This is a genomic window from Flavobacterium aquaticum (assembly GCF_003259835.1).
GTDB lineage: Bacteria > Bacteroidota > Bacteroidia > Flavobacteriales > Flavobacteriaceae > Flavobacterium > Flavobacterium aquaticum.
Genome location: NZ_QLMI01000005.1, coordinates 81,257 through 105,324 on the forward strand (window position 1 = coordinate 81,257; position 24,068 = coordinate 105,324).

Annotated in this window: 23 protein-coding genes and 1 other RNA gene; 18 read left to right on the plus strand and 6 right to left on the minus strand. The window is 32.2% G+C overall.

Annotated elements, in window-relative coordinates; all coding sequences use genetic code 11:
• Positions 1–114 precede the first annotated feature (114 nt).
• From B0I03_RS08975 to B0I03_RS08985, 3 genes are all read left to right on the plus strand, one after another.
• Positions 115–1,023: an EamA family transporter gene (locus B0I03_RS08975; RefSeq protein ID WP_111567105.1), complete on the plus strand. Its 909-nt coding sequence runs from the start codon at positions 115–117 to the stop codon at positions 1,021–1,023.
• 135 nt (positions 1,024–1,158) lie between these two features.
• On the plus strand, positions 1,159–3,042 hold the full coding sequence (gene dnaK, locus B0I03_RS08980) for a molecular chaperone DnaK (RefSeq protein WP_111567106.1): 1,884 nt from the start codon (positions 1,159–1,161) through the stop codon (positions 3,040–3,042).
• A gap of 119 nt (positions 3,043–3,161) precedes the next feature.
• Positions 3,162–3,791 carry a hypothetical protein gene (locus B0I03_RS08985; protein WP_111567107.1) on the plus strand — a complete coding sequence of 210 codons (630 nt, stop codon included), beginning with the start codon at positions 3,162–3,164 and terminating at the stop codon, positions 3,789–3,791.
• 64 nt (positions 3,792–3,855) lie between these two features.
• Here B0I03_RS08985 and B0I03_RS08990 read toward each other — a convergent pair whose 3' ends face one another.
• The gene (locus B0I03_RS08990; RefSeq protein ID WP_111567279.1) at positions 3,856–6,297 is read right to left on the minus strand and encodes a zinc-dependent metalloprotease; all 2,442 of its coding nucleotides are present in this window, start codon (positions 6,295–6,297) and stop codon (positions 3,856–3,858) included.
• A gap of 278 nt (positions 6,298–6,575) precedes the next feature.
• Between B0I03_RS08990 and B0I03_RS08995 the strand changes: the two genes are divergently transcribed.
• From B0I03_RS08995 to B0I03_RS09005, 3 genes are all read left to right on the plus strand, one after another.
• Positions 6,576–7,526 carry an NAD(P)H-dependent flavin oxidoreductase gene (locus B0I03_RS08995; RefSeq protein WP_111567108.1) on the plus strand — a complete coding sequence of 317 codons (951 nt, stop codon included), beginning with the start codon at positions 6,576–6,578 and terminating at the stop codon, positions 7,524–7,526.
• A 34-nt stretch (positions 7,527–7,560) separates the two neighbouring features.
• A complete protein-coding gene (locus B0I03_RS09000) occupies positions 7,561–7,950 on the plus strand; it encodes a hypothetical protein (RefSeq protein WP_111567109.1) in 390 nt (129 codons plus the stop codon).
• A gap of 83 nt (positions 7,951–8,033) precedes the next feature.
• Entirely contained in the window at positions 8,034–8,504 is a 471-nt protein-coding gene (locus tag B0I03_RS09005) for a hypothetical protein (RefSeq protein ID WP_111567110.1), read from the plus strand.
• A 50-nt stretch (positions 8,505–8,554) separates the two neighbouring features.
• Here the strand turns inward: B0I03_RS09005 and B0I03_RS09010 are convergent, their stop codons facing one another.
• Positions 8,555–9,598 (minus strand): glutaminyl-peptide cyclotransferase, encoded by a 1,044-nt coding sequence (locus B0I03_RS09010; protein ID WP_111567111.1) that lies wholly within the window; start codon positions 9,596–9,598, stop codon positions 8,555–8,557.
• 88 nt (positions 9,599–9,686) lie between these two features.
• On the opposite strand from B0I03_RS09010, the gene ffs reads away from it, so the two are divergent.
• The 5 genes from ffs to fsa all read left to right on the plus strand — a co-directional run bounded on the left by ffs (position 9,687) and on the right by fsa (position 13,075).
• Positions 9,687–9,784: signal recognition particle sRNA small type (gene ffs, locus B0I03_RS09015), an RNA gene on the plus strand.
• Positions 9,785–9,851: 67 nt separating this feature from the next.
• Positions 9,852–10,850 carry an enolase C-terminal domain-like protein gene (locus B0I03_RS09020; RefSeq protein ID WP_111567112.1) on the plus strand — a complete coding sequence of 333 codons (999 nt, stop codon included), beginning with the start codon at positions 9,852–9,854 and terminating at the stop codon, positions 10,848–10,850.
• Positions 10,851–10,887: 37 nt separating this feature from the next.
• Positions 10,888–11,691, plus strand: coding sequence for an SDR family oxidoreductase (locus tag B0I03_RS09025; RefSeq protein WP_111567113.1), 804 nt, complete (start codon positions 10,888–10,890; stop codon positions 11,689–11,691).
• A gap of 88 nt (positions 11,692–11,779) precedes the next feature.
• The gene (locus B0I03_RS09030) at positions 11,780–12,304 is read left to right on the plus strand and encodes a GNAT family N-acetyltransferase (protein WP_111567114.1); all 525 of its coding nucleotides are present in this window, start codon (positions 11,780–11,782) and stop codon (positions 12,302–12,304) included.
• A 114-nt stretch (positions 12,305–12,418) separates the two neighbouring features.
• Positions 12,419–13,075: a fructose-6-phosphate aldolase gene (gene fsa, locus B0I03_RS09035; protein WP_026726663.1), complete on the plus strand. Its 657-nt coding sequence runs from the start codon at positions 12,419–12,421 to the stop codon at positions 13,073–13,075.
• Positions 13,076–13,161: 86 nt separating this feature from the next.
• On the opposite strand, the gene B0I03_RS09040 is transcribed toward fsa, so the two are convergent.
• A complete protein-coding gene (locus B0I03_RS09040; protein ID WP_111567115.1) occupies positions 13,162–14,565 on the minus strand; it encodes a TlpA family protein disulfide reductase in 1,404 nt (467 codons plus the stop codon).
• Positions 14,566–14,720: 155 nt separating this feature from the next.
• Between B0I03_RS09040 and B0I03_RS09045 the strand changes: the two genes are divergently transcribed.
• From B0I03_RS09045 to B0I03_RS09075, 7 genes are all read left to right on the plus strand, one after another.
• Complete coding sequence (locus B0I03_RS09045) at positions 14,721–16,340, plus strand: ABC-F family ATP-binding cassette domain-containing protein (RefSeq protein WP_111567116.1); 1,620 nt, start codon at positions 14,721–14,723, stop codon at positions 16,338–16,340.
• 212 nt (positions 16,341–16,552) lie between these two features.
• Complete coding sequence (gene pyrR / locus B0I03_RS09050) at positions 16,553–17,092, plus strand: bifunctional pyr operon transcriptional regulator/uracil phosphoribosyltransferase PyrR (protein WP_111567117.1); 540 nt, start codon at positions 16,553–16,555, stop codon at positions 17,090–17,092.
• Between the two features lie 59 nt (positions 17,093–17,151).
• On the plus strand, positions 17,152–18,081 hold the full coding sequence (locus B0I03_RS09055) for an aspartate carbamoyltransferase catalytic subunit (RefSeq protein WP_111567118.1): 930 nt from the start codon (positions 17,152–17,154) through the stop codon (positions 18,079–18,081).
• A gap of 41 nt (positions 18,082–18,122) precedes the next feature.
• Positions 18,123–18,416 (plus strand): hypothetical protein, encoded by a 294-nt coding sequence (locus B0I03_RS09060; protein ID WP_146603286.1) that lies wholly within the window; start codon positions 18,123–18,125, stop codon positions 18,414–18,416.
• Positions 18,413–18,745, plus strand: a complete 333-nt coding sequence (locus tag B0I03_RS09065; protein ID WP_111567120.1) for a ribonuclease Z — start codon at positions 18,413–18,415, stop codon at positions 18,743–18,745. Before B0I03_RS09060 ends, B0I03_RS09065 begins: the two co-directional genes overlap by 4 nt.
• Positions 18,746–18,818: 73 nt before the next feature.
• Positions 18,819–19,724, plus strand: coding sequence for a ribonuclease Z (locus tag B0I03_RS09070; protein WP_111567121.1), 906 nt, complete (start codon positions 18,819–18,821; stop codon positions 19,722–19,724).
• A gap of 135 nt (positions 19,725–19,859) precedes the next feature.
• Complete coding sequence (locus B0I03_RS09075; protein WP_111567122.1) at positions 19,860–20,516, plus strand: HAD family hydrolase; 657 nt, start codon at positions 19,860–19,862, stop codon at positions 20,514–20,516.
• On the opposite strand, the gene B0I03_RS09080 is transcribed toward B0I03_RS09075, so the two are convergent.
• The 3 genes from B0I03_RS09080 to B0I03_RS09090 all read right to left on the minus strand — a co-directional run bounded on the left by B0I03_RS09080 (position 20,513) and on the right by B0I03_RS09090 (position 24,065).
• Positions 20,513–21,973 (minus strand): cryptochrome/deoxyribodipyrimidine photo-lyase family protein, encoded by a 1,461-nt coding sequence (locus B0I03_RS09080; RefSeq protein WP_111567123.1) that lies wholly within the window; start codon positions 21,971–21,973, stop codon positions 20,513–20,515. The two genes, B0I03_RS09075 and B0I03_RS09080, sit on opposite strands and share 4 nt — an antisense overlap.
• 35 nt (positions 21,974–22,008) lie before the next feature.
• Positions 22,009–23,295: a cryptochrome/photolyase family protein gene (locus B0I03_RS09085; protein ID WP_111567124.1), complete on the minus strand. Its 1,287-nt coding sequence runs from the start codon at positions 23,293–23,295 to the stop codon at positions 22,009–22,011.
• A gap of 71 nt (positions 23,296–23,366) precedes the next feature.
• Positions 23,367–24,065, minus strand: coding sequence for an SDR family NAD(P)-dependent oxidoreductase (locus B0I03_RS09090; protein WP_111567280.1), 699 nt, complete (start codon positions 24,063–24,065; stop codon positions 23,367–23,369).
• Between the last annotated feature and the right edge of the window lie 3 nt (positions 24,066–24,068).

Genomic DNA, 24,068 nt, shown 5'->3' on the forward strand with positions numbered 1-24,068 from the left:
AAATTGAAATTATGCAACACGTAAAACAGTTCAATCGTTATAAATCTTTTGAATTAATAACATAAAATTGGGATTTGGTTTCCTTCTTTTTTAGTTCTTTTGCAAAAAAAAGTAATGCCAATAAATAAGTATTTTTTAGCTGCTCTTGTTGCCTTTGTTATTTGGGGATTTTTCAGTTTGGCTTTGAAGCCTTTAACAGATTATCCTTCATTAGATATTTTATTCTTCCGAGTTTTTATTGCTACGGCTTTCTTATTGGGAATTAATTTATTTTTTAGAAAATCAGTGGTTATTGAAGCGAAGAAAACGTTTAAAGAACTTTCAAAGAAAAAACAAAAATCAGCTGTAATCATGACGCTTGTTGGCGGACTTTTGCTAGTATTGAATTGGTTTTTATTTATTTATGCTGTGAATCATGTGAGTTTACAATCGGCTTCGTTTGCTTATATAATTTGCCCAATTTTAACCACCGTTTTAGCTTTTATATTATTGAAAGAAAGAATCGATGTTTGGCAGTGGATTGCAGTAGGATTATGTGTAATTAGTTGTATAATATTGTCTTACGGAAATTTCAAAGATTTGATTTACAGTGTGATAATCGCTTTAAGTTTCGGATTATATTTAGTTTCCCAAAGAAAGAATAGTGATTTCGATAAATTCTTGATATTAACCATTCAAATGGTGATTTCATCAGCTATTTTATTACCGTTTTATCCGAGTTATGGTGGAGCAGTTCCAACCGAATTTCTGTTTTATTCACTACTTCTAATCATTGTAATCGTCTTCACGATTATTCCTTTATTTCTTAATCTTTATGCTTTAAAAGGATTGAATTCTTCAACTGTTGGGATTTTAATGTACACTAATCCCTTGATTCATTTCTTTTTAGCGATTTTCTATTTTAAAGAATCGGTTTCTGTTGCTCAAATCGTTTCTTATTCCTTGATTTTGATTTCTATCTTAGTTTTCAACATGGCTAATTTTAGAAATTTAAGTCAGAATAGAATAAAAAAAGCAGCATAAAACGACATTTTGTCAGTTTTAAAAACCTGACAAAAGCAGTTTTCTGTCAATTTTCTGTATTTTTCGTTATGGCACAATCATTGAATTAGAGTCATCGAGTTTAAAATTGAAATTTAAAATCTAACAAGTATAAAAATGAGCAAAATTATTGGAATCGACTTAGGAACAACCAACTCATGTGTGGCTGTAATGGAAGGTGGAGAACCTGTTGTAATTGCAAACGCAGAAGGTAAAAGAACAACACCATCTGTAATTGCATTTGTAGAAGGTGGAGAAATTAAAGTTGGAGATCCGGCAAAAAGACAAGCAGTAACTAACCCTACAAAAACGATTGCTTCGGTAAAACGTTTTATGGGTAACAAGTATACTGAAAGTGCAAAAGAAGCTTCAACAGTAGCTTACAAAGTGGTAAAAGGAGACAACGATACACCTCGTGTTGATATCGATGGTCGTTTATATACACCACAAGAATTGTCTGCAATGACACTTCAAAAAATGAAAAAAACAGCTGAAGATTATTTAGGTCATTCAGTTTCTGAAGCAGTTATTACTGTTCCAGCTTACTTTAACGATGCGCAACGTCAAGCTACGAAAGAAGCTGGTGAAATTGCTGGTTTAAAAGTAATGCGTATCATCAATGAGCCTACAGCAGCAGCTTTAGCTTATGGATTAGACAAACAAGGAAAAGACCAAAAAATCGCAGTTTACGATTTAGGTGGAGGTACTTTTGATATTTCTATCTTAGAATTAGGAGACGGAGTTTTTGAAGTATTATCTACAAACGGAGATACTCACTTAGGTGGAGATGATTTTGACCAAGTAATTATCGATTGGTTAGCAAACGATTTCAATGCTGCTGAAGGTGTTGATTTACGTAAAGATCCAATGGCATTACAACGTTTAAAAGAAGCAGCTGAAAAAGCTAAAATTGAATTATCAGCTTCTGCTCAAACAGAAATCAACTTACCATACGTAACAGCTACGGCATCTGGACCAAAACACTTAGTGCAAACTTTAACAAGAGCTAAATTCGAGCAATTAGCTGAATCTTTAGTAAAACGTTCTATGGAACCAGTTGCTAAAGCGTTAAAAGATGCTGGTTTATCAGTTTCTGATATTGACGAAGTTATCTTAGTAGGAGGTTCAACTCGTATCCCAGTTATCCAAGAACAAGTAGAGAAATTCTTCAATAAAAAACCATCAAAAGGAGTAAATCCTGATGAAGTAGTAGCAATTGGAGCTGCAATTCAAGGTGGAGTTTTAACTGGTGAAGTAAAAGACGTATTATTATTAGACGTTACACCACTTTCATTAGGTATTGAAACTATGGGAAGTGTAATGACAAAATTAATTGAGTCTAATACAACTATTCCAACAAGAAAATCTCAAGTTTTCTCAACAGCAGCAGATAACCAACCATCGGTAGAAATCCATGTTTTACAAGGAGAAAGACCAATGGCTAATGATAACAAAACAATTGGTCGTTTCCATTTAGATGGTATTCCACCAGCACCAAGAGGAGTTCCTCAAATTGAAGTAACTTTCGATATTGATGCGAATGGTATCATCAAAGTTTCTGCTACAGATAAAGGAACAGGAAAATCACATGATATTCGTATCGAAGCTTCTTCAGGATTAACTCCAGAAGAAATCGAAAGAATGAAAAAAGATGCTGAAATGAATGCTGAAGCAGACAAATTAGCTAAAGAAAGAGTAGAAAAAATTAATGAAGCTGATTCGATGATTTTCCAAACAGAAAGTCAATTAAAAGAAATTGGTGATAAATTAACTGCTGAGCACAAAACAGCTATTGAATACGCTCTAACTGAATTAAAAATGGCTCACGAAAACCAAGATTTAGAAGCTATTCAAAAAGGTTTAGACAACGTAAATGCAGCTTGGAAAACAGCTACAGAAGAAATGTACAAATCACAAGAGCAAGGAGCTTCTCAAGCTGAGCCACAAGCGGCTGCTTCAGGAGACCAAACGCAAGATGTAGATTTCGAAGAAGTGAAATAATTTACAAATTGTAAATAAATTTTAAAACCGAATCAGCAATGATTCGGTTTTTTTATTTCATAAAATTCAATCGTATCTATTTTTTTGTATATTGGTAACCTAATTAACAACCTACTATTATGAAAAAACTATTTTTACTTCTTATTTTATCAGTATCAACAATCGGATTCGCTCAAAAAGGAAAAACAAAAGCAAAACCAGCAGCTTCAAAAAATGTTGTTTTAACAAAAGTAGATAACATTTCTGCTGAAGTTATTTCTGAAAAATCAGGAAAACGCGTTGTCCTTTTTGTGAAAAATGTAGATAAAGTAGATACATTAGAAGTGAAAAAACTTGAAAAAACTGATTTTAAACCAACAGGTTTTGTTGTAAAAAGTTTTTCAGCGCAAGGAAAAAAGTTTTATCATGTAAATTGGAAAGAAGAAATTAAAATTGATACCAAATTAAAAAAGGAAAATGGAGTAGTTACCGAAGACCAGCTTTGGGATACTGAAACTAAAACACTTTTGTTAGGAAATACTCAAAAGTCAAGTCATATTAAGGAAACTATTTTTTTAGATGCCAATAAAACCGCTTCACATGATGTTGAAAAAAATAGAAATGAAGGTTTTGAATTTATGTTGAACGCTGATGGTAGTTTTAACTTAAAAACAAAAACTCAAAATAGTACTTATGTTTACAATGTAGCTACAAGTAAGTATGAAATTAAAGGGGCTCCAAAAACTTCTGGAACAAAAAAGAAAATGTAATTAATTTAAAATATAAAAAAAGGGATGACTTAATTGTCATCCCTTTTTGTTTAAACTTATTAGTTTATTTAGGTTTCATTGCATTTTCAATTCTTGCAACTAAATCGTTTAGGTGAAATTTAGTTAAACGATCTGCAGAACCAGCTGCAGCAGCTTTTAACTGATTTTTCAATTCATTTAATTGCCCACGAGCAATTGATGGAATATCGGTATCGGCTAAAACAATTCTTCTACCACTAAAGAAAGTAACATTTGTTTTTTCTGTTGACATGGTTTCAATCAATTTAGAAACAAATAGTTTTTGTAAATTTCTTCTATAAATATCAATAGGTGCGTTAGCTCTTATTTCAGAGAAAATTCCTTTTCTTAAATCGCTCATTAATTCATCAACAGAATAATTTGTTTTGTTTTGAGATGAAGTTTCTAATAAACGAACTAAACGATCTCCAGCTAATAAACTAGAAAGTGTTCCGTCTTGAATTGATTTGATAGCTTCAACTCCGTTTTCAGGTTTAATTTTAGATAATACGTTTTGGTCTAATAACCATTTTGGAGTTTTGAATAATTGCTCATTTAAGAAAGCAACGGCTTCATTTTGAATAGCTGAAGGAACCACTTCGTATTTATTTCCTTCCATGTCATACGTTTTTGGAGTTTCGTAAATACCACCAACATTTTTGGTAACGTGACCCATATAACGTCTGTACTGACCTGTCAAAGAGTTGTATAAACCATTTAATTCATCATAATCTTCACCGTTTTCTTTACTCCATTCAATTAAGTTAGGTAAGATTCTTTTTAAATTTTTAATTCCATAATCAGAAGCTTTCATAGCGTTATCACCTAAATCTTCCGTTTGATAACGTGGGTCATACGGATTTGTTTCGGTACCAAACCATAAACGACGATTTTTATATGCTTCTTTCGTCATTTCGTTCAATAATGCTTTTTCAGCATCTTCGTCTTTGGCATCTTTAAAGTATGAATAACCCCATTTAATTGCCCATTTATCATAATCACCAATTCTTGGGAATAAATCAGTTACACCGTCTTCTGGTTGTGCTACATAATTAAAACGAGCATAATCCATAATTGATGAAGTATGACCATTTTGTTTTTGGAATTCCTTATCACGAAGTTTTTCTACTGGAGTTGCAAAACTAGCTCCCATGTTGTGGCGAAGACCAAGAGTATGTCCTACTTCATGAGCAGCCACAAAGCGAATTAATTCACCCATTAATTTATCGTCAAACTTTTTGTTTCTTGCTTGTGGATCAACTGCTGATGTTTGAATTAAATACCAATCGCGTAATAAACTCATAATGTTATGGTACCATCCAATGTGACTTTCCATGATTTCTCCTGTTCTTGGATCATGAACATTTGGACCATAAGCATTTTGAATTTCAGCTGCAAAATATCTCAATACCGAAAAACGAGCATCTTCTAAACTCATTGTTGGATCATTTTCTGGCCAATATTCGCCTCGAATTGCATTTTTCCAACCAGCAAATTCAAAAGCTTCTTGCCAATCATCGATTCCTTGTTTGATGAATGGTTTCCATTTGTCTGGAGTTGCTGGGTCTAAATAGTAAACGATTGGTTTTTTTGGTTCAATTAGTTCACCTCTTTTTTGTTTTTCAGCATCTTCAGCATTTTTTGGTTCTAAACGCCATCTCACAGCAAAAATATCGGTATCTGCTTTTTGAGAATCTTCTTCAAAAACATCGTATCCGTTAGCAAAGTATCCAACTCTTTTGTCAAAAGCACGTTTACGCATTGGATTTTCAGGAAGTAAAATAAAAGAAGTGTTTAATTCCATTGTAACTACACCTGCATCTAATCCCGCAGGTAAATCTACCCCAATTTTAGGTGTTGGATTTCTTGATAATTGTGGTGCAACGGTAGTAAATGTTTTTGTAGTTCTAATTTCAGTATTAATTGGAAAACTCTTTACAAACTGAATAAACGATTTGTCTTTCTGAAAAGCTTGAATGCTTAACATTTGTTTGTTAATTGAATTCAGAGAGAAAGTTTGCATGTCAGATTCGAAAGCAGCAGTCATATCAATAACGCTAGCAATATTTTCTTTCCCCGATTTATCTTTCTTATAAGCTAGAATGTCATAAATTCCAATTATTGGATCTGCACTTGAATTTTTAACTGATTTTGTAATTGGTTTGTCTTCATCTGGTGTCATAATTACATACGTAATCGAACGAAGAAGTATAGTGTTATTTTGTCCTTTTTCAAAACGTACAACTTGACGATTTACTTCTTCACCACCAAATATTCCACCTCCAGCCGGAGTTTTAGAATATCTTGTAATTGTCATAATTTCTTTCCCAATTAAGGAATCTGAAATTTCAAAAAGGTATTTTTCTCCTACTTTGTGAACATCAATAAGTCCATCTTGAGTTACAGCAGTTGAATCAATTACCTTTTTATAAGGTTTTGGTTCTTTTTTAGCATCTGGTTTTTTAGCATCCGATGCAACGGTTTCCATTTTGGCTTTATTTGTTGTCTTCTTCTTGCTCTTTGTTGCACTGCAAGAAAATAGAAATAATACCAAAATACTACTTAGAAGTGTAAGTTTGTTTTTCATTATTAAGTTAGTTTGCTCAAATTTATTTTAAATCAGTGTTTTCTCTTATTAAATTAAGTTTTTATTAAGAATTTTAACAATTGTTATCACATTTTTAGTCTAAAACAGTAAAATAATAATTTTTATATGCGTGCATAATATTTTTATTTTTCATATATTTGAAAATAAATTCAAATAAAATGGAAAAACAATCGTTGACTTCGCTTTTACAAATTACACATCCTGTAATTATGGCTCCAATGTTTTTAGTGTCAAATACTAAAATGGTTATTGAAGGAATGAAAAGTGGCGTTGCAGGTTGTATTCCGGCTTTGAATTATAGAAGTTTAGAAGAATTAAAATCTGCAATTCACGAATTAAAAGCAGCAAAAGTTCCAGGAGGAAGTTTTGGATTTAATTTAATTGTTAATAAGTCTAACGTAAAATACAAAGAGCAATTACGAATTTTATGTGAAGAAAAAGTTGATTTCATACTAACTTCATTGGGTTCTCCTGAAGAAACTATAAATGAAGCACATAAAGTTGGAATCAAAGTTTTTTGTGATGTTACCGATTTATCTTTCGCCAAAAAAGTAGAAAGTTTAGGAGCTGATGCATTAGTTGCAGTAAACAACCAAGCTGGTGGTCATAGAGGAAATATTAGTCCAGAAGAATTAATAAAATCTTTAAATGAAAATACTTCTTTACCTGTAATTTCAGCTGGTGGAGTAGGAAGTAAGGCTGATTTAGATAAAATGCTAAGCTATGGAGCGGTTGGCGTTTCTGTTGGAAGTCCGTTTATTGCTTCTATTGAATCAGGAGTTTCTCAAGAATATAAACAAGCTTGTGTGGATTATGGTGCTAAAGACATCGTAATGACAGAGCGAATTTCGGGAACACCATGTACAGTAATCAATACGCCTTATGTTCAAAAAGTAGGAACTAAACAAACTTGGTTAGAAACTTTATTAAATAAGAATAAAAGCCTTAAAAAATGGGTCAAAATGATTCGTTTCTACATCGGAATGAAAGCTACTGAAAAAGCAGCTACGCAAGTAACTTATAAAACCGTTTGGGTTGCCGGACCAAGTATTGAAAATACGAAAGCAATTTTACCAGTTTCTGAAATTGTTTCGAAATTAGTTAAGTAGTTCATTTATACTTACATTTGCAAAAATAATTCAATTGAAAAGAGCCGCTCATTATATTGTTACCGCTTTAACCGTTTTCGTATTCGGTTATCTGTTGTTGCATAGTAATGATACTTTGGCTGTTTCTCAACCAATAAAAAAAGAATCTACAAAAGAAATTTCTTTACATTTTAATCAAGGAAAAATTGATTTTAATCAGGAAGGAATTCAAAAAGAATCGATTTCACTAAAAACGAATCAAAATTATTCAGGTTCGAGTGAAATTGTTAGAAAACAAATTCCTTCGTTTTTATTGCCAACTTCTTTAGTTCAATTGGAATTATTCAATAAAAATAGTTTTGAAGTTTTCTTTGTTAAAAAGAACTTTTTAAATCTGTTTTTAAACACATCTAGAATCATTTTTCCATTTCATTATTTCTGGTAAAATTTATTTTAAGTTTTGTTAATCCCTTGTAAATAGTATACTTGGGAAGTCTTATTATACACTTAATTTAAAATAAATTCAAAATGGACATTACCAACACTATTATAGGAATCGTATTTTTTTCATTAATCATTATTCCTATTTTCATCATCAATAATAACGTTAGAAAAAGAAAAAATCAATTATTAAACACGTTAAACGAATTATCGTCCGATAAAAACGCCAAGTTCACAGATACCGATTTTTGGGCAAACAATTCAGGAATTGGATTAAAAGGCGATATGATAGCTTTCTTTAGAAAAGGAGAAGAAGCTCAAATTAATGAAGTTGTTAATTTGAAAGAAGTTAAAAAATGTACCTTAGTTCAATTCGACAAACATGGAAACGTCCCAAAAAACAATCATGAAATCAACAAATTGGCATTGCATTTAACCTTAAGTAACCACAAAGAAATTCATTTAGTTTTCTTTCATGCCGATGCTAAAAATTTCATCATCGGAGAAGAGTTTAGAATTGCTAAAAAATGGTTAGATGTTATTACCAATAAAATTTAAAAGTAAAAAAGCCTCAGAAATGAGGCTTTTTTTGTGTTTTTTGTATAAAATTATTCAACTGTTATCTCAAATGTTTTATCCCAATTTTTACCTGTTACAAAATACGTTTTCGTAGCAGAATTATAAGCAATTCCATTAAACGCATCTAATTCTTGGTGTTGTGTTACTTTGCTTCTTAAATCATGACAATTGATTACGTTCTCTACAGCTCCTGTTTTTGGATTAATCACCGCAATAGCATCTTTCTGATAAATGTTTGCCCAAATTTTTCCATTAATCCATTCCATTTCATTTACGGCTTCAATCTTTGCACCATTGGTATAAACATTAATAAAATCTTCAACTTTAAAAGTTTCTGGATTTAAAATGTAGATTCTTTCTGATCCATCACTCATATATAATTTTTCGCCATCATTAGTAATTCCCCAACCTTCGGTTTCAAATGAAAATGTTTTTTCTAATTTGAAAGTTTTTGCATCATACACAAAACCCGTTTTTTCTTTCCAAGTCAATTGATAGATTTTGTCTTTTAAAACTGTAATTCCTTCACCAAAATATTTGTCTTCTAATTTAATTTGTTCGGTAACTTTTCCGGTTTTATAATCGGTTTTTCTTAAAGTCGATTCTTTATATTGTCCTGTTCCTTCTAATAAAACACCATTATAAAATTCAAATCCTTGCGTATATGCATTGATATCGTGAGGATAGGTGTTCACAATTTTATAATTCAAAATTTTTGGTTCAGCACTTGCATAAATTGAAAATCCAGAAGTAATATCAATATTTTGTCCTTCAAAATAAACTAAAGCTTTAATGGTTTGGTTTCCTAGTTTCTGATTGTTCAAGGCGAAAGGTAATTTCTCGTTTCCTTTTACCGAACCAATTTTAACTTCGTTAATGTAGTAAACAACAGAATCAATTGTTTTGTTTTCTTTGTTTTGTAAGACCAAATCAATGCTTTCTTCAAGCTTAAGAATCGGTTTTATGGTAGGATTTTCAATCGAAAATAAATTTTTTAATGTATTTTCATCATCTTTACATGAGGTAGAAATTACACCTAAAACAATGAAAGCGAATAGCTTAACTTTTAACATGGTTGAAATATTTAATAAGGTAAATATACAATGATTTTTTATACTCACAATTGCCTTGCAAAAATATAAAAAGGTTGTATATTTGCACCGGCAAGTCCTACACGACCAGCTCCTGCAGACTCCTCCAGGGTGGGAACACAGCAAAGGTATGTGGTTGTAGCGGTGCGATGTAGGTCGCTTGCCATTTTTTATTTCTTTTGAATTGTGGTCCCGATTGTTCGGGATTTTTATTTTTACACCAATTCTAATTCCTATGCACATCACTTGGCAAATTGTTCGCTTACAACTAAAAGAAACGTTTTCAATTAGTTATGGAAGTTACTCGTTCAGAGAAGCCTTAATTGTTTCGCTTTCCAAAAACGGTAAAACAGGTTTTGGCGAATGTACAGCGATTGATTACTACGGAATTAATTTAAACGATTTCACTCAAAAATTAGCCGAAATTCAAGCTCTAATCGAAAAACAATCCATAAATTATCCTTCCGAATTTTATGCTTTTTTAGAAAGTTTACAATTGCATTCTTTTTTGCGTTCGGCTTTAGATTGTGCGTATTGGGATTTATTTGGGAAGTTAGAAAACAAAAGTTTCTTAGAATTAAATTCGATTGAAATAAAACAATTACCAGAATCTTCCATCACGATAAGTGTAGCGCCAATTGAAGAACAACTGCAAAAAATAGCAAAATCCGATTGGAATAAATTCAAAGTCAAGTGGAATCACTTCGATGAAAAAGCGTTGGATTTATTATTGAACTGCGAAAAAGAAATCGCTTTAGATGCGAACGGAAGTTTCTCTATTTCCGAATGTCAGCAATTAGAAGAGAATCCTGCATCAGTTCAATTTACTTATATTGAACAACCCATGAAAATCGGAATTTCAAATTATTCCCATTTGAATGCTTCTAAATTTGCCAATTGGATGGCCGATGAAGATTGCCAAGAAAAAACTAAACTTTCCGATTTAAAATCACATTATAAAACCATCAATATCAAATTAGTCAAAACAGGCGGATTAACTCCAGCTTTACAACTAATTAGAGAAGCAAGAGCAAACGATTTCAAAATCATGATAGGTTGCATGACCGAATCTACCGTAGGAATTTCAGCCGGAGCCGTTTTAGTTCCGTTAGTGGATTATGTAGATTTAGATGGTGCGAATTTAATTGCTAACGACATCGCTTTTGGAAGCACCATCGAAAAAGGAAAAGTGCTGCTTTCGGAGAAAGTTGGGTTAGGAATTTCCTTGAAATAATATAAAGCCGTATTTTCGCACTATAATTCACACTAAAATGAGTAAAGTAGTATTAATTACAGGTGGTTCATCAGGAATTGGAAAATCAATTGGCGAGTTTTTACATCAAAAAGGTTTTGTCGTATATGGTACAAGTCGAAATCCTGAAAAAATCACGAATTCGATATTTCCATTAGTAGCTTTGGATGTTCGCAACAAGCAAAGTATTGTAAATTGCGTTGCCGAAGTTATCCAGAAATCAGGACGATTGGATATTGTAATTAATAATGCTGGAGTAGGAATTACAGGTCCAATCGAAGAAATTCCAACAGAAGAAATCCGAAACAATTTCGAAACGAATTTATTTGGACCAATTGAAGTGATGAAAGCGGTTTTACCTCAAATGCGAGAACAAAAATCGGGTTTAATTATTAATATTACCTCTATTGCTGGTTATATGGGATTACCTTATCGTGGGATTTACTCGGCTTCAAAAGGTGCTTTAGAATTAATTACCGAAGCTTTACGAATGGAAGTAAAATCCTTCGGAATCCAAATTACGAATGTAGCTCCAGGCGATTTTGCTACTAATATTGCAGCAGGACGTTATCATGCTCCGGTTGTTAAAGGTTCGGCTTACGAAGTTCCTTACGGAAACACTTTAAAAGAAATGGATTCACACGTTGACAGCGGTAGTAATCCAAACGAAATGGCAGAAGCAATTTTTGCAATCATTCAAACCGATAAACCAAAAGTACATTATAAAGTTGGGGCATTCATGCAAAAGTTTTCTATTGTTTTAAAACGTATTTTGCCTGATACAGTTTATGAAAAAATGTTGATGAATCATTATAAGTTGTAGATTGGTAAAAGGTTATGGGTGAAAGGTGTTGTAAAGCTTAACTCGTTTCAGCTTCTAAATTAATATTGTCCTTATAAAATATTTAATCATGCAAAATATCTCAATCGCGAAAGCCGAATTACAAGATATTGAAAAACTTCAAAAAATAGGAAGACAAACTTTTTTTGAAACATTCTCGGAAAGTAATTCAGAAGAAAATATGCAAAAATATTTGAATGAAGGCTTCTCAATAGAAAAATTAACCACCGAACTTACCGATACAAATGCAGAATTTTATTTTGCTGTTTTTGATGCGGAAGTAATTGGTTATTTGAAACTTAATTTTGGCGAATCTCAAACCGAATTAAAGGATAATAAAGCTTTAGAAATTGAACGAATTTATGTTTCTAAAGAATTTCATGGTAAAAGTGTAGGACAATTGTTGTACGATAAAGCTATTGAAGTTGCTAAGCAGAAAAACGCTGATTATGTTTGGTTAGGTGTTTGGGAAGAAAATCCGCGTGCAATTAGTTTTTATAAGAAAAATGGTTTTGTTGAATTTGACAAACATATTTTCAAATTGGGAGATGACGAACAAATTGACATCATGATGAAATTGAATTTGAAGAATTAAATTTCACCTTATTTTGAATTTGATTTTGAACTTGTCCTTGCCCTTGAATTTGGAATTTTTTATTCGTACTTTTGCATTTCAAAACAACACACAATACTTTAAAATTTAAAAAAGATGAAATTTTTTATTGACACAGCTAATTTAGAGCAAATTAAAGAAGCACAAGAATTAGGAATTTTAGATGGTGTTACTACAAACCCATCGTTAATGGCCAAAGAAGGCATTACAGGAAAAAACAATATCCTAAAACATTACGTAGACATTTGTAATATTGTTGACGGTGATGTAAGTGCAGAAGTAAATGCAATGGATTTGGAGGGTATGATTAGAGAAGGTGAGGAGTTAGCTGACTTGCACGAACAAATCGTAGTGAAATTACCAATGACTAAAGAAGGCGTTAAAGCTTGTAAATATTTCTCTGATAAAGGAATTAAAACCAATGTAACGTTAATTTTCTCTGCTGGACAAGCTTTATTAGCTGCAAAAGCGGGAGCAACTTATTGTTCTCCTTTTTTAGGAAGATTAGATGATGTTTCTACAGATGGTTTAAATTTAATTGATGAAATTCGTCAAATTTATGATAACTACGGATTTGAAACACAAATTTTAGCGGCTTCTGTACGTCACACCATGCACGTAATTAACTGTGCTAAAATTGGTGCTGATGTTATGACTGGACCTTTATCTTCAATCACTGGATTATTAAAACATCCATTAACAGATATCGGAATTGCTCAGTTTATTGCAGATTACGAAAAAGGGAATAAATAATTTCTGAAGAATATAAAAAGCAAAAAGCGTTCTAAATTAGAACGCTTTTTTAATTAGTAATGGTTATCCAAAAAACAATACTAATTTTATTTCAAATTCTGTTCAAAATTCACGTCAAACAAATTCGCAAATCCATTTTTAATAGTTCCATCTGCATTTAAGATGATAATTCTGTGAATTTTTGTGATGACCCATTGTTTTCTTATTGTTTCAAAATCAACAGCGTGTAATTCTTTTACGCCTTCAAAATTGTATTTTTTTAATGCGTTTTTCCAATTAGCGACATTATCATTTACATTGATAGCAATAAATTCATAATCTGGATATTTTGCCTGTAATTCCATTACTTTTCTATGAGAAGCTGCAAAATGCGATTCAGCATGACTCGTCCAAAAGAATAAAACGGTTGGTTTGTTAATAACAGTATTTATGTCTAACGGTTTATAAACAGTATCTACCAATTCAATTTTAGGTAAACGATTACCTACTTTTAAATTCTGAACGGAATTGTAAATCTCTGTAATTTCTTTTTTGTTTTCCTTGTCAGTAGTTAATTGTAAGTAGCGTTCAATAAATTTTTGGTTGTTGTACATGTTTTGATCTTCTAACAAGTACATCATTGCTACATTGTTTAATACCACATTTTTAACCTTCTGATTTTTGATTAAAGTATCAGTAATATTTAATTTCTCAATATTGTTTTCTAATGAATTCTCATTTAAATCAAGATGATCTTTTTGTAAGGCAACATTGTTTAACATTACGCTTACATATTTAATAAAAGGAGAATAATTGGTTAAAAGGGCATTTTCAAAATCAACATCTTTTCGATGTTCATAGTAGTTAGAAGGTAATTTTGTTCTGATATTTTCACCTGTTCTAAATTGATGAGCATACGGATAAATTTCTTTTTTGGTAATATGATGAAAATCTAGACAAGCTTTCGCAACTACATCAAAATTTTCATCCCAACCAATTTCTGCTTTGCGTTTTAAATAAAAAGATTTACGAATAGCGAAACTAGAATCGATATTCTTGATAAAACTTTTTACGTCTTTATCAAAATTGTCATACATTTTATCTTTGTCAGCTTCGTTTTTAAGATACAATTCCATTAAGAAATTATTCTTTTCATCACCACGACCACAAAAGACAACTGAATTATCAAAGTCAAACGTATTTACACGAACCATTAAACTATCGTTCTTGTCAAAATAAACATATTGATATTCAGGATTATGCTTAAAAGTATATAAACCAGGAGCTAACGAATCAAATTTGTGCATGAAACGATTATTTTTATCCAAATAAATCGTATCAATAACTTCATCATCTTTTAAAAACAATATATATTTCTCTTGAGGATTTAAGATTTCTCCTCCAAAATACGAAACATAATCATCTTCCTTAAAGACTCTTTTACAAGAAGTTAAAGTAGAGAAAAGGACGATAGATAGGGGTAAAAAGTATTTTATGTAATTTTTAATCATGTACTTGATTATTAATTCTGAACAAATGTATCAGTTATATTCAAATCTTGTTGTTAATGTACAGTTAAAATAAACCTATATTAATTCTAAATTATTGTGTTCAAAAATCTACTATTTTTAGTACTTTTGCAACAGTTTTATAAAAAAATACAAAAATGTTAACAGTTTCAAATTTATCGGTTCAATTTGGGAAACGAATTTTATTCGATGAAGTAAATACAACGTTCACACAAGGTAACTGCTACGGAATCATTGGAGCCAATGGTGCGGGGAAATCTACCTTCATGAAAATTATTGCAGGTGAAATGGAACCAACGTCTGGTAGAGTAATTCTTGAGCCAGGAAAACGTATGTCGGTTTTAAACCAAAATCACAATTTATTTGACGAGCACACTGTTTTAGAAACAGTTTTAATGGGAAATAAAGTATTGCATGCTATTAAAACAGAAATGGATGCTTTGTATGCCGATTATACAGATGAAAACGCCAACAGAATTGGAGAATTGCAATTGCAGTTTGACGAAATGAACGGTTGGAATGCAGAGAGCGATGCCGCAACTATGCTATCTAATTTAGAAATTGGTGCTGAACATCACTATACTTTAATGGCTGATTTGGATGGAAAACTAAAAGTTCGTGTGTTATTAGCGCAAGCTTTATTCGGAAATCCAGATGTGTTGATTATGGATGAGCCTACCAACGACTTGGATTTTGAAACCATTGGTTGGTTAGAGAATTTCTTAGCGAATTATGAAAATACGGTTTTAGTGGTTTCGCATGACCGTCACTTTTTAGATGCGGTTTGTACACACGTTTCTGATATCGATTTCGGAAAAATTACACATTATTCTGGAAATTATACGTTTTGGTACGAATCTTCGCAATTAGCGGCTCGTCAAAAAGCACAACAGAATAAGAAAGCTGAAGAGAAAAAAGCGGAATTAGAAGAATTTATTCGTCGTTTTAGTGCGAATGTGGCAAAATCGAAACAAGCTACTTCTCGTAAAAAAATGATTGAAAAATTAAATTTAGACGAGATTAAACCTTCAAGCAGAAGATATCCAGCAATTATTTTCGAAACCGAAAGAGAAGCTGGAGATCAAATTTTAAATGTACAAGATTTAGCCGCTTCAGTTGATGGAGAAACATTGTTTAAAAATGTAGATTTAAACATGGCTAAAGGCGATAAAATTGTAGTTTTCTCTAAAGACTCAAGAGCAACAACTGCTTTTTACGAAATCTTAAACAATAAAATGACTCCAGATGCAGGAACATTTGATTGGGGAATTACCACAACACAATCGTACTTACCAGTTGAAAATCACGAATTTTTTGATGGAGTAGATTTAAATTTAGTGGATTGGTTACGCCAATGGGCAAAAACAGAAGAAGAGCGCGATGAAGTTTATGTTCGTGGATTCTTAGGGAAAATGATTTTCTCAGGAGAAGAAGCGTTGAAAAAATGTAACGTCTTATCTGGAGGAGAAAAAGTACGTTGTATGTTATCAAGAATGATGATGATTAGAGCTAATGTTTTAATGTTAGACGAACCAACGAATCACTTAGACTTAGAATCGATTACAGCTTTTAACAATTCATTAAATAATTTCAAAGGTTCGGTATTGTTTACTACGCATGACCACGAATTTGCGCAAACCGTAGGAAACAGAATCTTAGAATTAACACCAAATGGCGCCATCGACAGATACATGACATTTGACGAATATTTAGAAGATGACAAAATCAAAGAGTTAAGAAAGAAAATGTATTCTTAATATCAATCCCGTTGCTGTTTTTAGTAACGGGATTTTTTTTAGATAGAAGCCACTGATTTAACTAATTATCACAGATTTTTTCTAATTGTAATCCTTTTAAATCCATAAAATCCGTGGCAAATAACATTTTAGTTAAGCATGAATTTTCTCTTTTTTTTAGATTACAATTGCTATTAGAAATATAAATTCTAAATTTGTACAAACAACACACTATGAGTCAAAAAGTTTTGCTCACTTCAAAAGAAGTACACATTATCTTGCATCGATTAGCTTGTCAACTAATTGAAAATCATTTAGATTTCTCAAATACAATCTTAATCGGTTTACAACCAAGAGGTAAATTTTTAGCCGAAAGAATCAAACAAATTTTAGAATCAGAATACAAAGTTTCTAACATTCAATTGGGATTTTTGGACATTACGTTCTTTCGTGATGATTTTAGAAGAGGCGAAAAATCATTAGAAGCCAATAAAACCCAAATTGATTTTTTAGTAGAAGATAAAAAAGTAGTCTTCATTGACGATGTTTTATATACAGGAAGAAGTATAAATGCCGCTTTAACAGCGATTCAATCCTTTGGAAGACCATCAGAAGTAGAACTTTTAACGTTAATTGACAGAAGATTCAGCCGTCATTTACCAATTCAACCCGATTATAGAGGAAGACAAGTAGATGCCATAAACAATGAAAAAGTATTAGTAAAATGGCTTGAAAACGATGGAGAAGATGCCGTTTACCTAATCACAAAATAAGTTTTTCATCCATCATCAATCAACTAACACCCAGCAACAACAAACACAACTACATATAAATGAAAGAATTATCAGTAAATCATTTAATCGGAATAAAACACATTACCAAACAAGATATCGATTTAATTTTCGAAACGGCTGACCATTTCAAAGAAGTTATCAATCGGCCAATTAAAAAAGTACCGTCTTTGCGAGATGTTACCATCGCTAACATTTTCTTTGAAAACAGTACGAGAACTAAATTATCCTTCGAATTAGCTCAAAAGCGACTTTCAGCAGATGTGATTAGTTTTTCAGCAGCACAATCTTCGGTTAAAAAAGGAGAAACTTTAATTGATACAGTTAACAACATATTATCGATGAAAGTAGATATGGTGGTAATGCGTCATAGCAGCCCAGGAGCAGCTCATTTCTTGTCGCAAAATATTGGAGCAAGTGTTGTAAATGCTGGAGATGGCGCTCACGAACATCCAACACAAGCTTTATTAGATAGTTTTACGATTCGTGAAAAATTAGGCGATGTTGGCGGAAAGAAAATCGTAATCGTAGGTGATATTTTACACTCAAGAGTAGCCTTATCCAATATCTTCGCTCTCCAAATGCAAGGCGCAGAAGTAAAAGTATGCGGACCAAAAACGTTAATTCCAAAATACATTGAATCACTTGGAGTTACGGTTGAACCGAATTTACGTAAAGCTTTAGAATGGGCAGATGTAGCGAATATGTTACGTGTTCAAAACGAACGTTTAGATGTAAGTTATTTCCCTACGACAAGAGAATACACGCAACAATACGGCGTAACCAAAGAATTATTAGATTCGCTGAATAAAGAAATCGTAATCATGCATCCTGGACCAATTAACAGAGGAGTGGAGATTACTTCAGATGTTGCTGATTCACAACAATCAGTGATTTTGGAACAAGTAGAAAATGGAGTTGCGGTACGAATGGCAGTGATTTATTTATTGGCAAGTAAGATTAAAAATTAGTATCTTAGCATAAAATCAGAAATTCAATTGAAATGGTTGAAATGAAGTATTTAAAATTTGAAATAAAAATTCATGATGATTTTTCTGAATATGAAGATATAAACTCAAATATTGAATGTTTAATAAATTGTAAAACTTTCAAAGAAGCAAAATTTATAGCAGAAAAATCGGTTAAAGATTATAATTGGAAACTTGGAAATTGTATTGATGAAAAAGTATTAATTTTTGACGAAATTGAAAATGATTTTCTTAAAGAACAATATATAAGAGCAATTGAATTAGGTGAGAGTTACATAATAAATTCTAAGCCAAATAAAAAATCCCAACCAAAATGAAAGTAGATCAAAAAGGGCATACCACTATCATCAAAGACACACAGAATAATGCGGAAGCTTTTGTGGGTAAAATTACCAATGAATATCATGTGTTTCAAGGTCAGAATTTAATTTTGGATGTGTCGAATAATAAAACCCTTTCTAATGCTGATTTAGCTCATTTTAAAGAGTTGGCAAAAACTCATAAAAAAGCTAAAAAATCAATGATTATTGTTTCTGATGAAGTTGATTTTAATAAAGTTCCCAATTATTTAAACGTGGTTCCTTCTGTTTTAGAAGCTCACGACATGATTGAAATGGACGAAATTGAACGCGATTTAGGATTTTAATGATGGATGCTGGGTGATGGAAGTTGGAAGAAAAACTTGAAACCTGAAACTTGAAACCTGAAACTTTTTAACCTTGAAACTACAAATACTCGGTTGTTACGCAGCCACTCCACGAACCATAACGAATCCCACCTCACAAGTTTTAGACATAAAAAATCATATGTTTTTAATCGATTGTGGTGAAGGAACGCAAGTGCAATTGCGCAAGCATAAAATCAAGTTTTCTCGCATTAATCATATTTTTATTTCGCATTTACATGGCGATCATTTTTATGGATTAATCGGTTTAATTTCAACATTTATGTTGTTAAATCGCGAAAATGATTTACACGTTTATGGTCCAAAAGGAATCAAGGAAATTATTTTATTGCAATTACGAGCTTCGGGTTCGTTTACAGGTTACAATTTATATTTCCATGAGTTAGAATCCAAAGAAAGTGAAGTGATTTTTGAAGACGAAACGGTAATTGTAAAAACGATTCCACTAAATCATCGAGTATATACCAACGGATTTTTGTTTCAAGAAAAGTTAGGAAAACGCCATTTGAATGTGGAAGCTGTTGCGAAATATAAAATTGAAAAAGTGTATTTCGATAAAATTAAATCCGGAGGGAATGTAACTTTGGATTCAGGTGAAGTAATTCCTAATAAATTGCTTTCGTTTCCACCAGACGCTCCGATGAGTTATGCTTTTTGTAGCGATACGTTGTATGATGAATCAATAGTTCCAATTATAAAAGACGTAGATGTTTTATATCATGAATCTACTTTTCTAGATTCAGAACAACAATATACTGAAAAAACAAAGCATTGTACAGCAAAAGAGGCGGCTAAAATCGCAAAATTAGCTAATGCTAAAAATTTAATTTTAGGACATTATTCTACACGTTACGGTTCTATCGAACCTTTTAAAACCGAAGCAGAAACTATTTTTGAAAATGTACTTTTAGCTGATGATGGCAGAGAATTTGAATTCTAATTTTTTAAAACACATAGACACAATAGAAGAGTTTTAATTGTTGAAAAACTTCGAACGTTTCACTTTATTAAGCAAACATAGAATAATTCGTGATAATTCGTGAAATTCGTGTTTTTAATTTTTTTGATTAAACCAATGATACAAACAGTAATTTTTGACATGGATGGCGTAATTGTAGATACCGAACCGGTACATCATTTTGCGTATTACCAACATTTTAATGAATTAAACATCGAAGTTTCAGATGAAATGTATCGTTCGTTTACAGGTAATTCCACTCGTAATATTTTCCAGAAATTAAAAACACAGTTCGATTTACAAGAAGATGTAGAAGATTTAATTTTAAGAAAACGCCATTTATTTAATGAAGCTTTCGATTTGAAAGAAGATTTGTATTTGATTGATGGAGTAGAAGATTTAATCAAAGATTTACATGCAAACGGAATTCAGCTTATTGTAGCTTCTTCAGCTTCAAAGGTTACGATTAATAGAGTGTTTATTCGTTTTAACTTGCATCAATATTTTACACATATTGTTTCAGGTGAAGATTTTCCGAAGTCGAAACCGCATCCGGCAATTTTTGAACATGCCGCGAGTTTATCAATTGCTTCAAAAGAAAATTGCATTGTAATTGAAGATAGTACAAACGGAATTCAAGCCGCAGTTTCAGCAGGAATTTTCTGCGTGGGTTACGATAGTTTTCATTCTAAAGACCAAGATTTGTCAAAAGCCAATATCATTATTCGAAATTTCAACGAATTAAATTTTGAGAAAGTTCGAGATTTGAATTAACTCATTTCTTGATCGTGCAGCGTATGTTTAGCTAAAATGCGCTTACTATCTTTTTTAACCGATTCATTTTTTCGCATCGACCAAAAGAAATCACTTGAGAACTTTCTGGCTTCTTCCAAATTCACAATGGGATTTGGATAATCTCTTCCCAATTCAAATCCATACAACATAGATTCAATTGGAGTTAATTTCCAAGGTTCGTGAATAAATTCTGCTGGAATATTCGCTAATTCAGGAACCCATTTTTTAATGAAATTTCCATCTTCATCATGTTCGAACGAATTTTTTACGGGATTATAAACTCGTAACGTATTAATTCCAGTCACACCAGCTTGCATTTGAATTTGCGGATAATGGATTCCAGGTTCAAAATCTAAGAATTGTTGTGCCAAATGCGGGCTGCAATTTTGCCAAGGTTGAAACAAATGATGCGTGTAAAACGAAACCACCAAAGCGCGCATTCTAAAATTCAAATAGCCAGTGGTATTTAAACAACGCATACAAGCGTCAACTAGCGGTACACCCGTTTTTCCGTTTATCCAAGCCTTATGGTATTTTTCATTAACTCTTTGATTCAAATTGCGATAGCCTTTGTTTACAGCGATAAATTCCATCGAACATTCCATTTCAAACTTTTGGATAAAATGCGCCTGCCAACGCAATCGAGAAGCAAAATTGGAAATCTGACGTTTGAATTTCCCTTGCTGATGCAATTCCCAAGCTTTGGTATACACTTGTCGAATAGATAAATTTCCCCAAGCAATATAAGGCGATAAACGACTACAGCCTTTTCTAGCCAGTTCAGGTTTTGAAATGTGACTGCTGTAATTTTGAACGCGTTCTTCAAAAAATGATTTCATGTAGCGTAAAGCCGTTGGAACGCCACCTTTCTGGAAATTGGGATTGTGAATCGTTTGAATTGATGGAATTTCGAAATGATTTTCTAATTCTTCAATTTCAATATATTTGATAAAACTTCTTGGTGTAGGTTGAAACGGAAGACAATTTTTGTCCATAAAATCATACCAATCTTCTTTCCAAGTTTTTCGGTTTTTAATGCCTCGAATAACACCGTTAGTGATGTATTCGTTCCAAATAATACCTTTGTTTTTCAATAATTTAGCAACAGCTAAATCCCTATCAAAAGTTAATTTAATTCCAGTTTCTTGATGTGAGTAAATAGTAGTGATAGCAATGAGTTGGGATAGTTTTTCAAAAACTGCAACTGCTTCGCCTTGAACAATTAAGATTTGCGTGTGATATTTTAAAAGTTCTTTCTGTAATGCTTCTAAGGATTGTTTTATAAAATCAAAATGACGTTGACTGTAATGATAATCTTTCATCAACGATGGTTCGAAAATATAAAGCAATAAAGTCTTCCCCGAAGTCGATAAGGCTTCATGTAAGGCTTCATGATCGTGCAAACGCAAATCTCTCTTGAACCAAACAATTTTCATTTTAATAGTTTTATAGTGTTCAGGGCAACGCTATTTTATCCAACCGCTTCTTTATAAACTTTAAGACATTTTTCTCGTGCTTCTTTGTGGTCTACGATTGGTTTGGGATAATATTGAGTTTCCAATTCAGGAATCCATTTTTTGATGTATTTTAAGTCTTTATCAAACTTCTTGATTTGTTCTGTTGGGTTGAAAATTCGGAAATAAGGTGCGGCATCGACTCCAGAACCTGCAGCCCATTGCCAATTTCCAACGTTACTCGCCATTTCGTAATCCAAAAGGTTTTGAGCAAAATAGGCTTCGCCCCAACGCCAATCTATTAATAAGTGCTTACATAGAAAACTAGCTACAATCATACGAACGCGGTTATGCATGTGACCCGTTTTATTCAATTCACGCATTCCAGCATCAACAAAAGGGTAACCTGTTTTTCCTTGACACCATTTTTTGAATTTTTCTTCATTATTTTCCCATTGAATAGCGTCATATTTTTCCTTGAAACTTTTGTTAGATGTATGCGGAAAATGCCATAAAATTTGCATGAAAAATTCGCGCCAAATCAATTCATTCCAAAAGGTTTCGTTCTTTTCAGCGATAGCTTTCCCTATCATTTTTCGGATAGAAACCGCTCCAAAACGTATATAAATTCCCAAATAAGAAGTTTTGTTTAAAGCAGGAAAATTTCGAGTTACTTCGTAATTCTGAATTAAACTTTCAGAAACATCAAAAGGCGTAACTTTAATTTCCGATTTTTCAAAACCAATTTCAGCCAACGATAAAAAAGGGTAGGAGTGCTGCGCAATTCTATCCAATTTTTCTTCCGATGGATAATGAAATAATTTAATTTTCTTGAAATTTTCTTTCCATTTTTTCGAATAAGGCGTATACACTACATACGGACTTCCATCATCTTTAACCACTTCGCTTTTTTCGAAAATTACTTGGTCTTTTGAGGTTAAAAACGAAATTCCTCTACTTACAAAAAGTTGATTCATTCCCTTATCACGTTTGCGAGCGTAAGGTTCATAATCGTGATTGGTGTAAACTGATGAAATTGTATTTTCTGCAATTAGTTTTTCGAAAATTTCAATTGGTTTGCCATGAAAAACTGCTAATGATTTTCCGTATTTCTTCAATTCCGATTGAATCTTTTCTAATTGTTCGTGAATAAAGGTTACTCGCGCATCATTTTTTGGTAATTGCGACAGAATGTTTTCATCAAAAATAAAAATAGGTAGCACTTCTTCATCACTATTTAAAGCATGAAAAAGTCCAATGTTGTCATCTACTCTTAAATCGCGTCTAAACCAAAAGATGTTCATATTTTTTTGTTTCAGGTTTCAAGTTTCAAGTTTGATTTTTGAGTTTGAACTTGAAGTTGTTTTTTAATTTTTTATCCGTTTACTAATAATGTTGACATTCCGCCATCAACGTGGAAAATTTGTCCCGAAATCCAACTGCTTTTATCGCTTAATAAAAAGGTTGCCATTTGCGCGCTGTCTTCTGGTTTTCCAAATCGTTTTAAGGGATGGCGCTCTGCTGATTTTTCTTGTTTTGTTTCATTATTCAAGAATTTATCAGCTAAAGGTGTATCCGTTAATGATGGTGCAATTACGTTTACTCTAATTTTTGGCGCATATTCTGCGGCTAATGCTTTTGCAAAACCTTCAATTGCTCCTTTTGCTGCGGCAACACTGGTATGAAATGGCATTCCCATAGAAGCAGCTACACTACTAAAAAGTACAATACTCGATTGTTCTCCGGCAGTTAAATTTGGTAAAACGGCTTTAATTACTTTAATCAAACTTATGAAATTAATTTGTAAATCAGTTTCAAAAGCTTCAGGTTTTAATCCTTTGAAAGGTCTTAAATTAATGCTTCCAGGACAATAAACTAAACCATCAATAACTGCAGGTAATTTTGATGTATCTAAAATATCAGTATATGCATCAAATGGAATGTGTGTCACATTTAAACCTGATAAATTTTCATTGGTTCTAGAAGCGACAAAAACATTGTTTTCGTTTTGGATTTCTTGTGCTATGGCTAATCCTATTCCGTAGGAACCGCCTATTAATAGTATGTTTTTCATGAT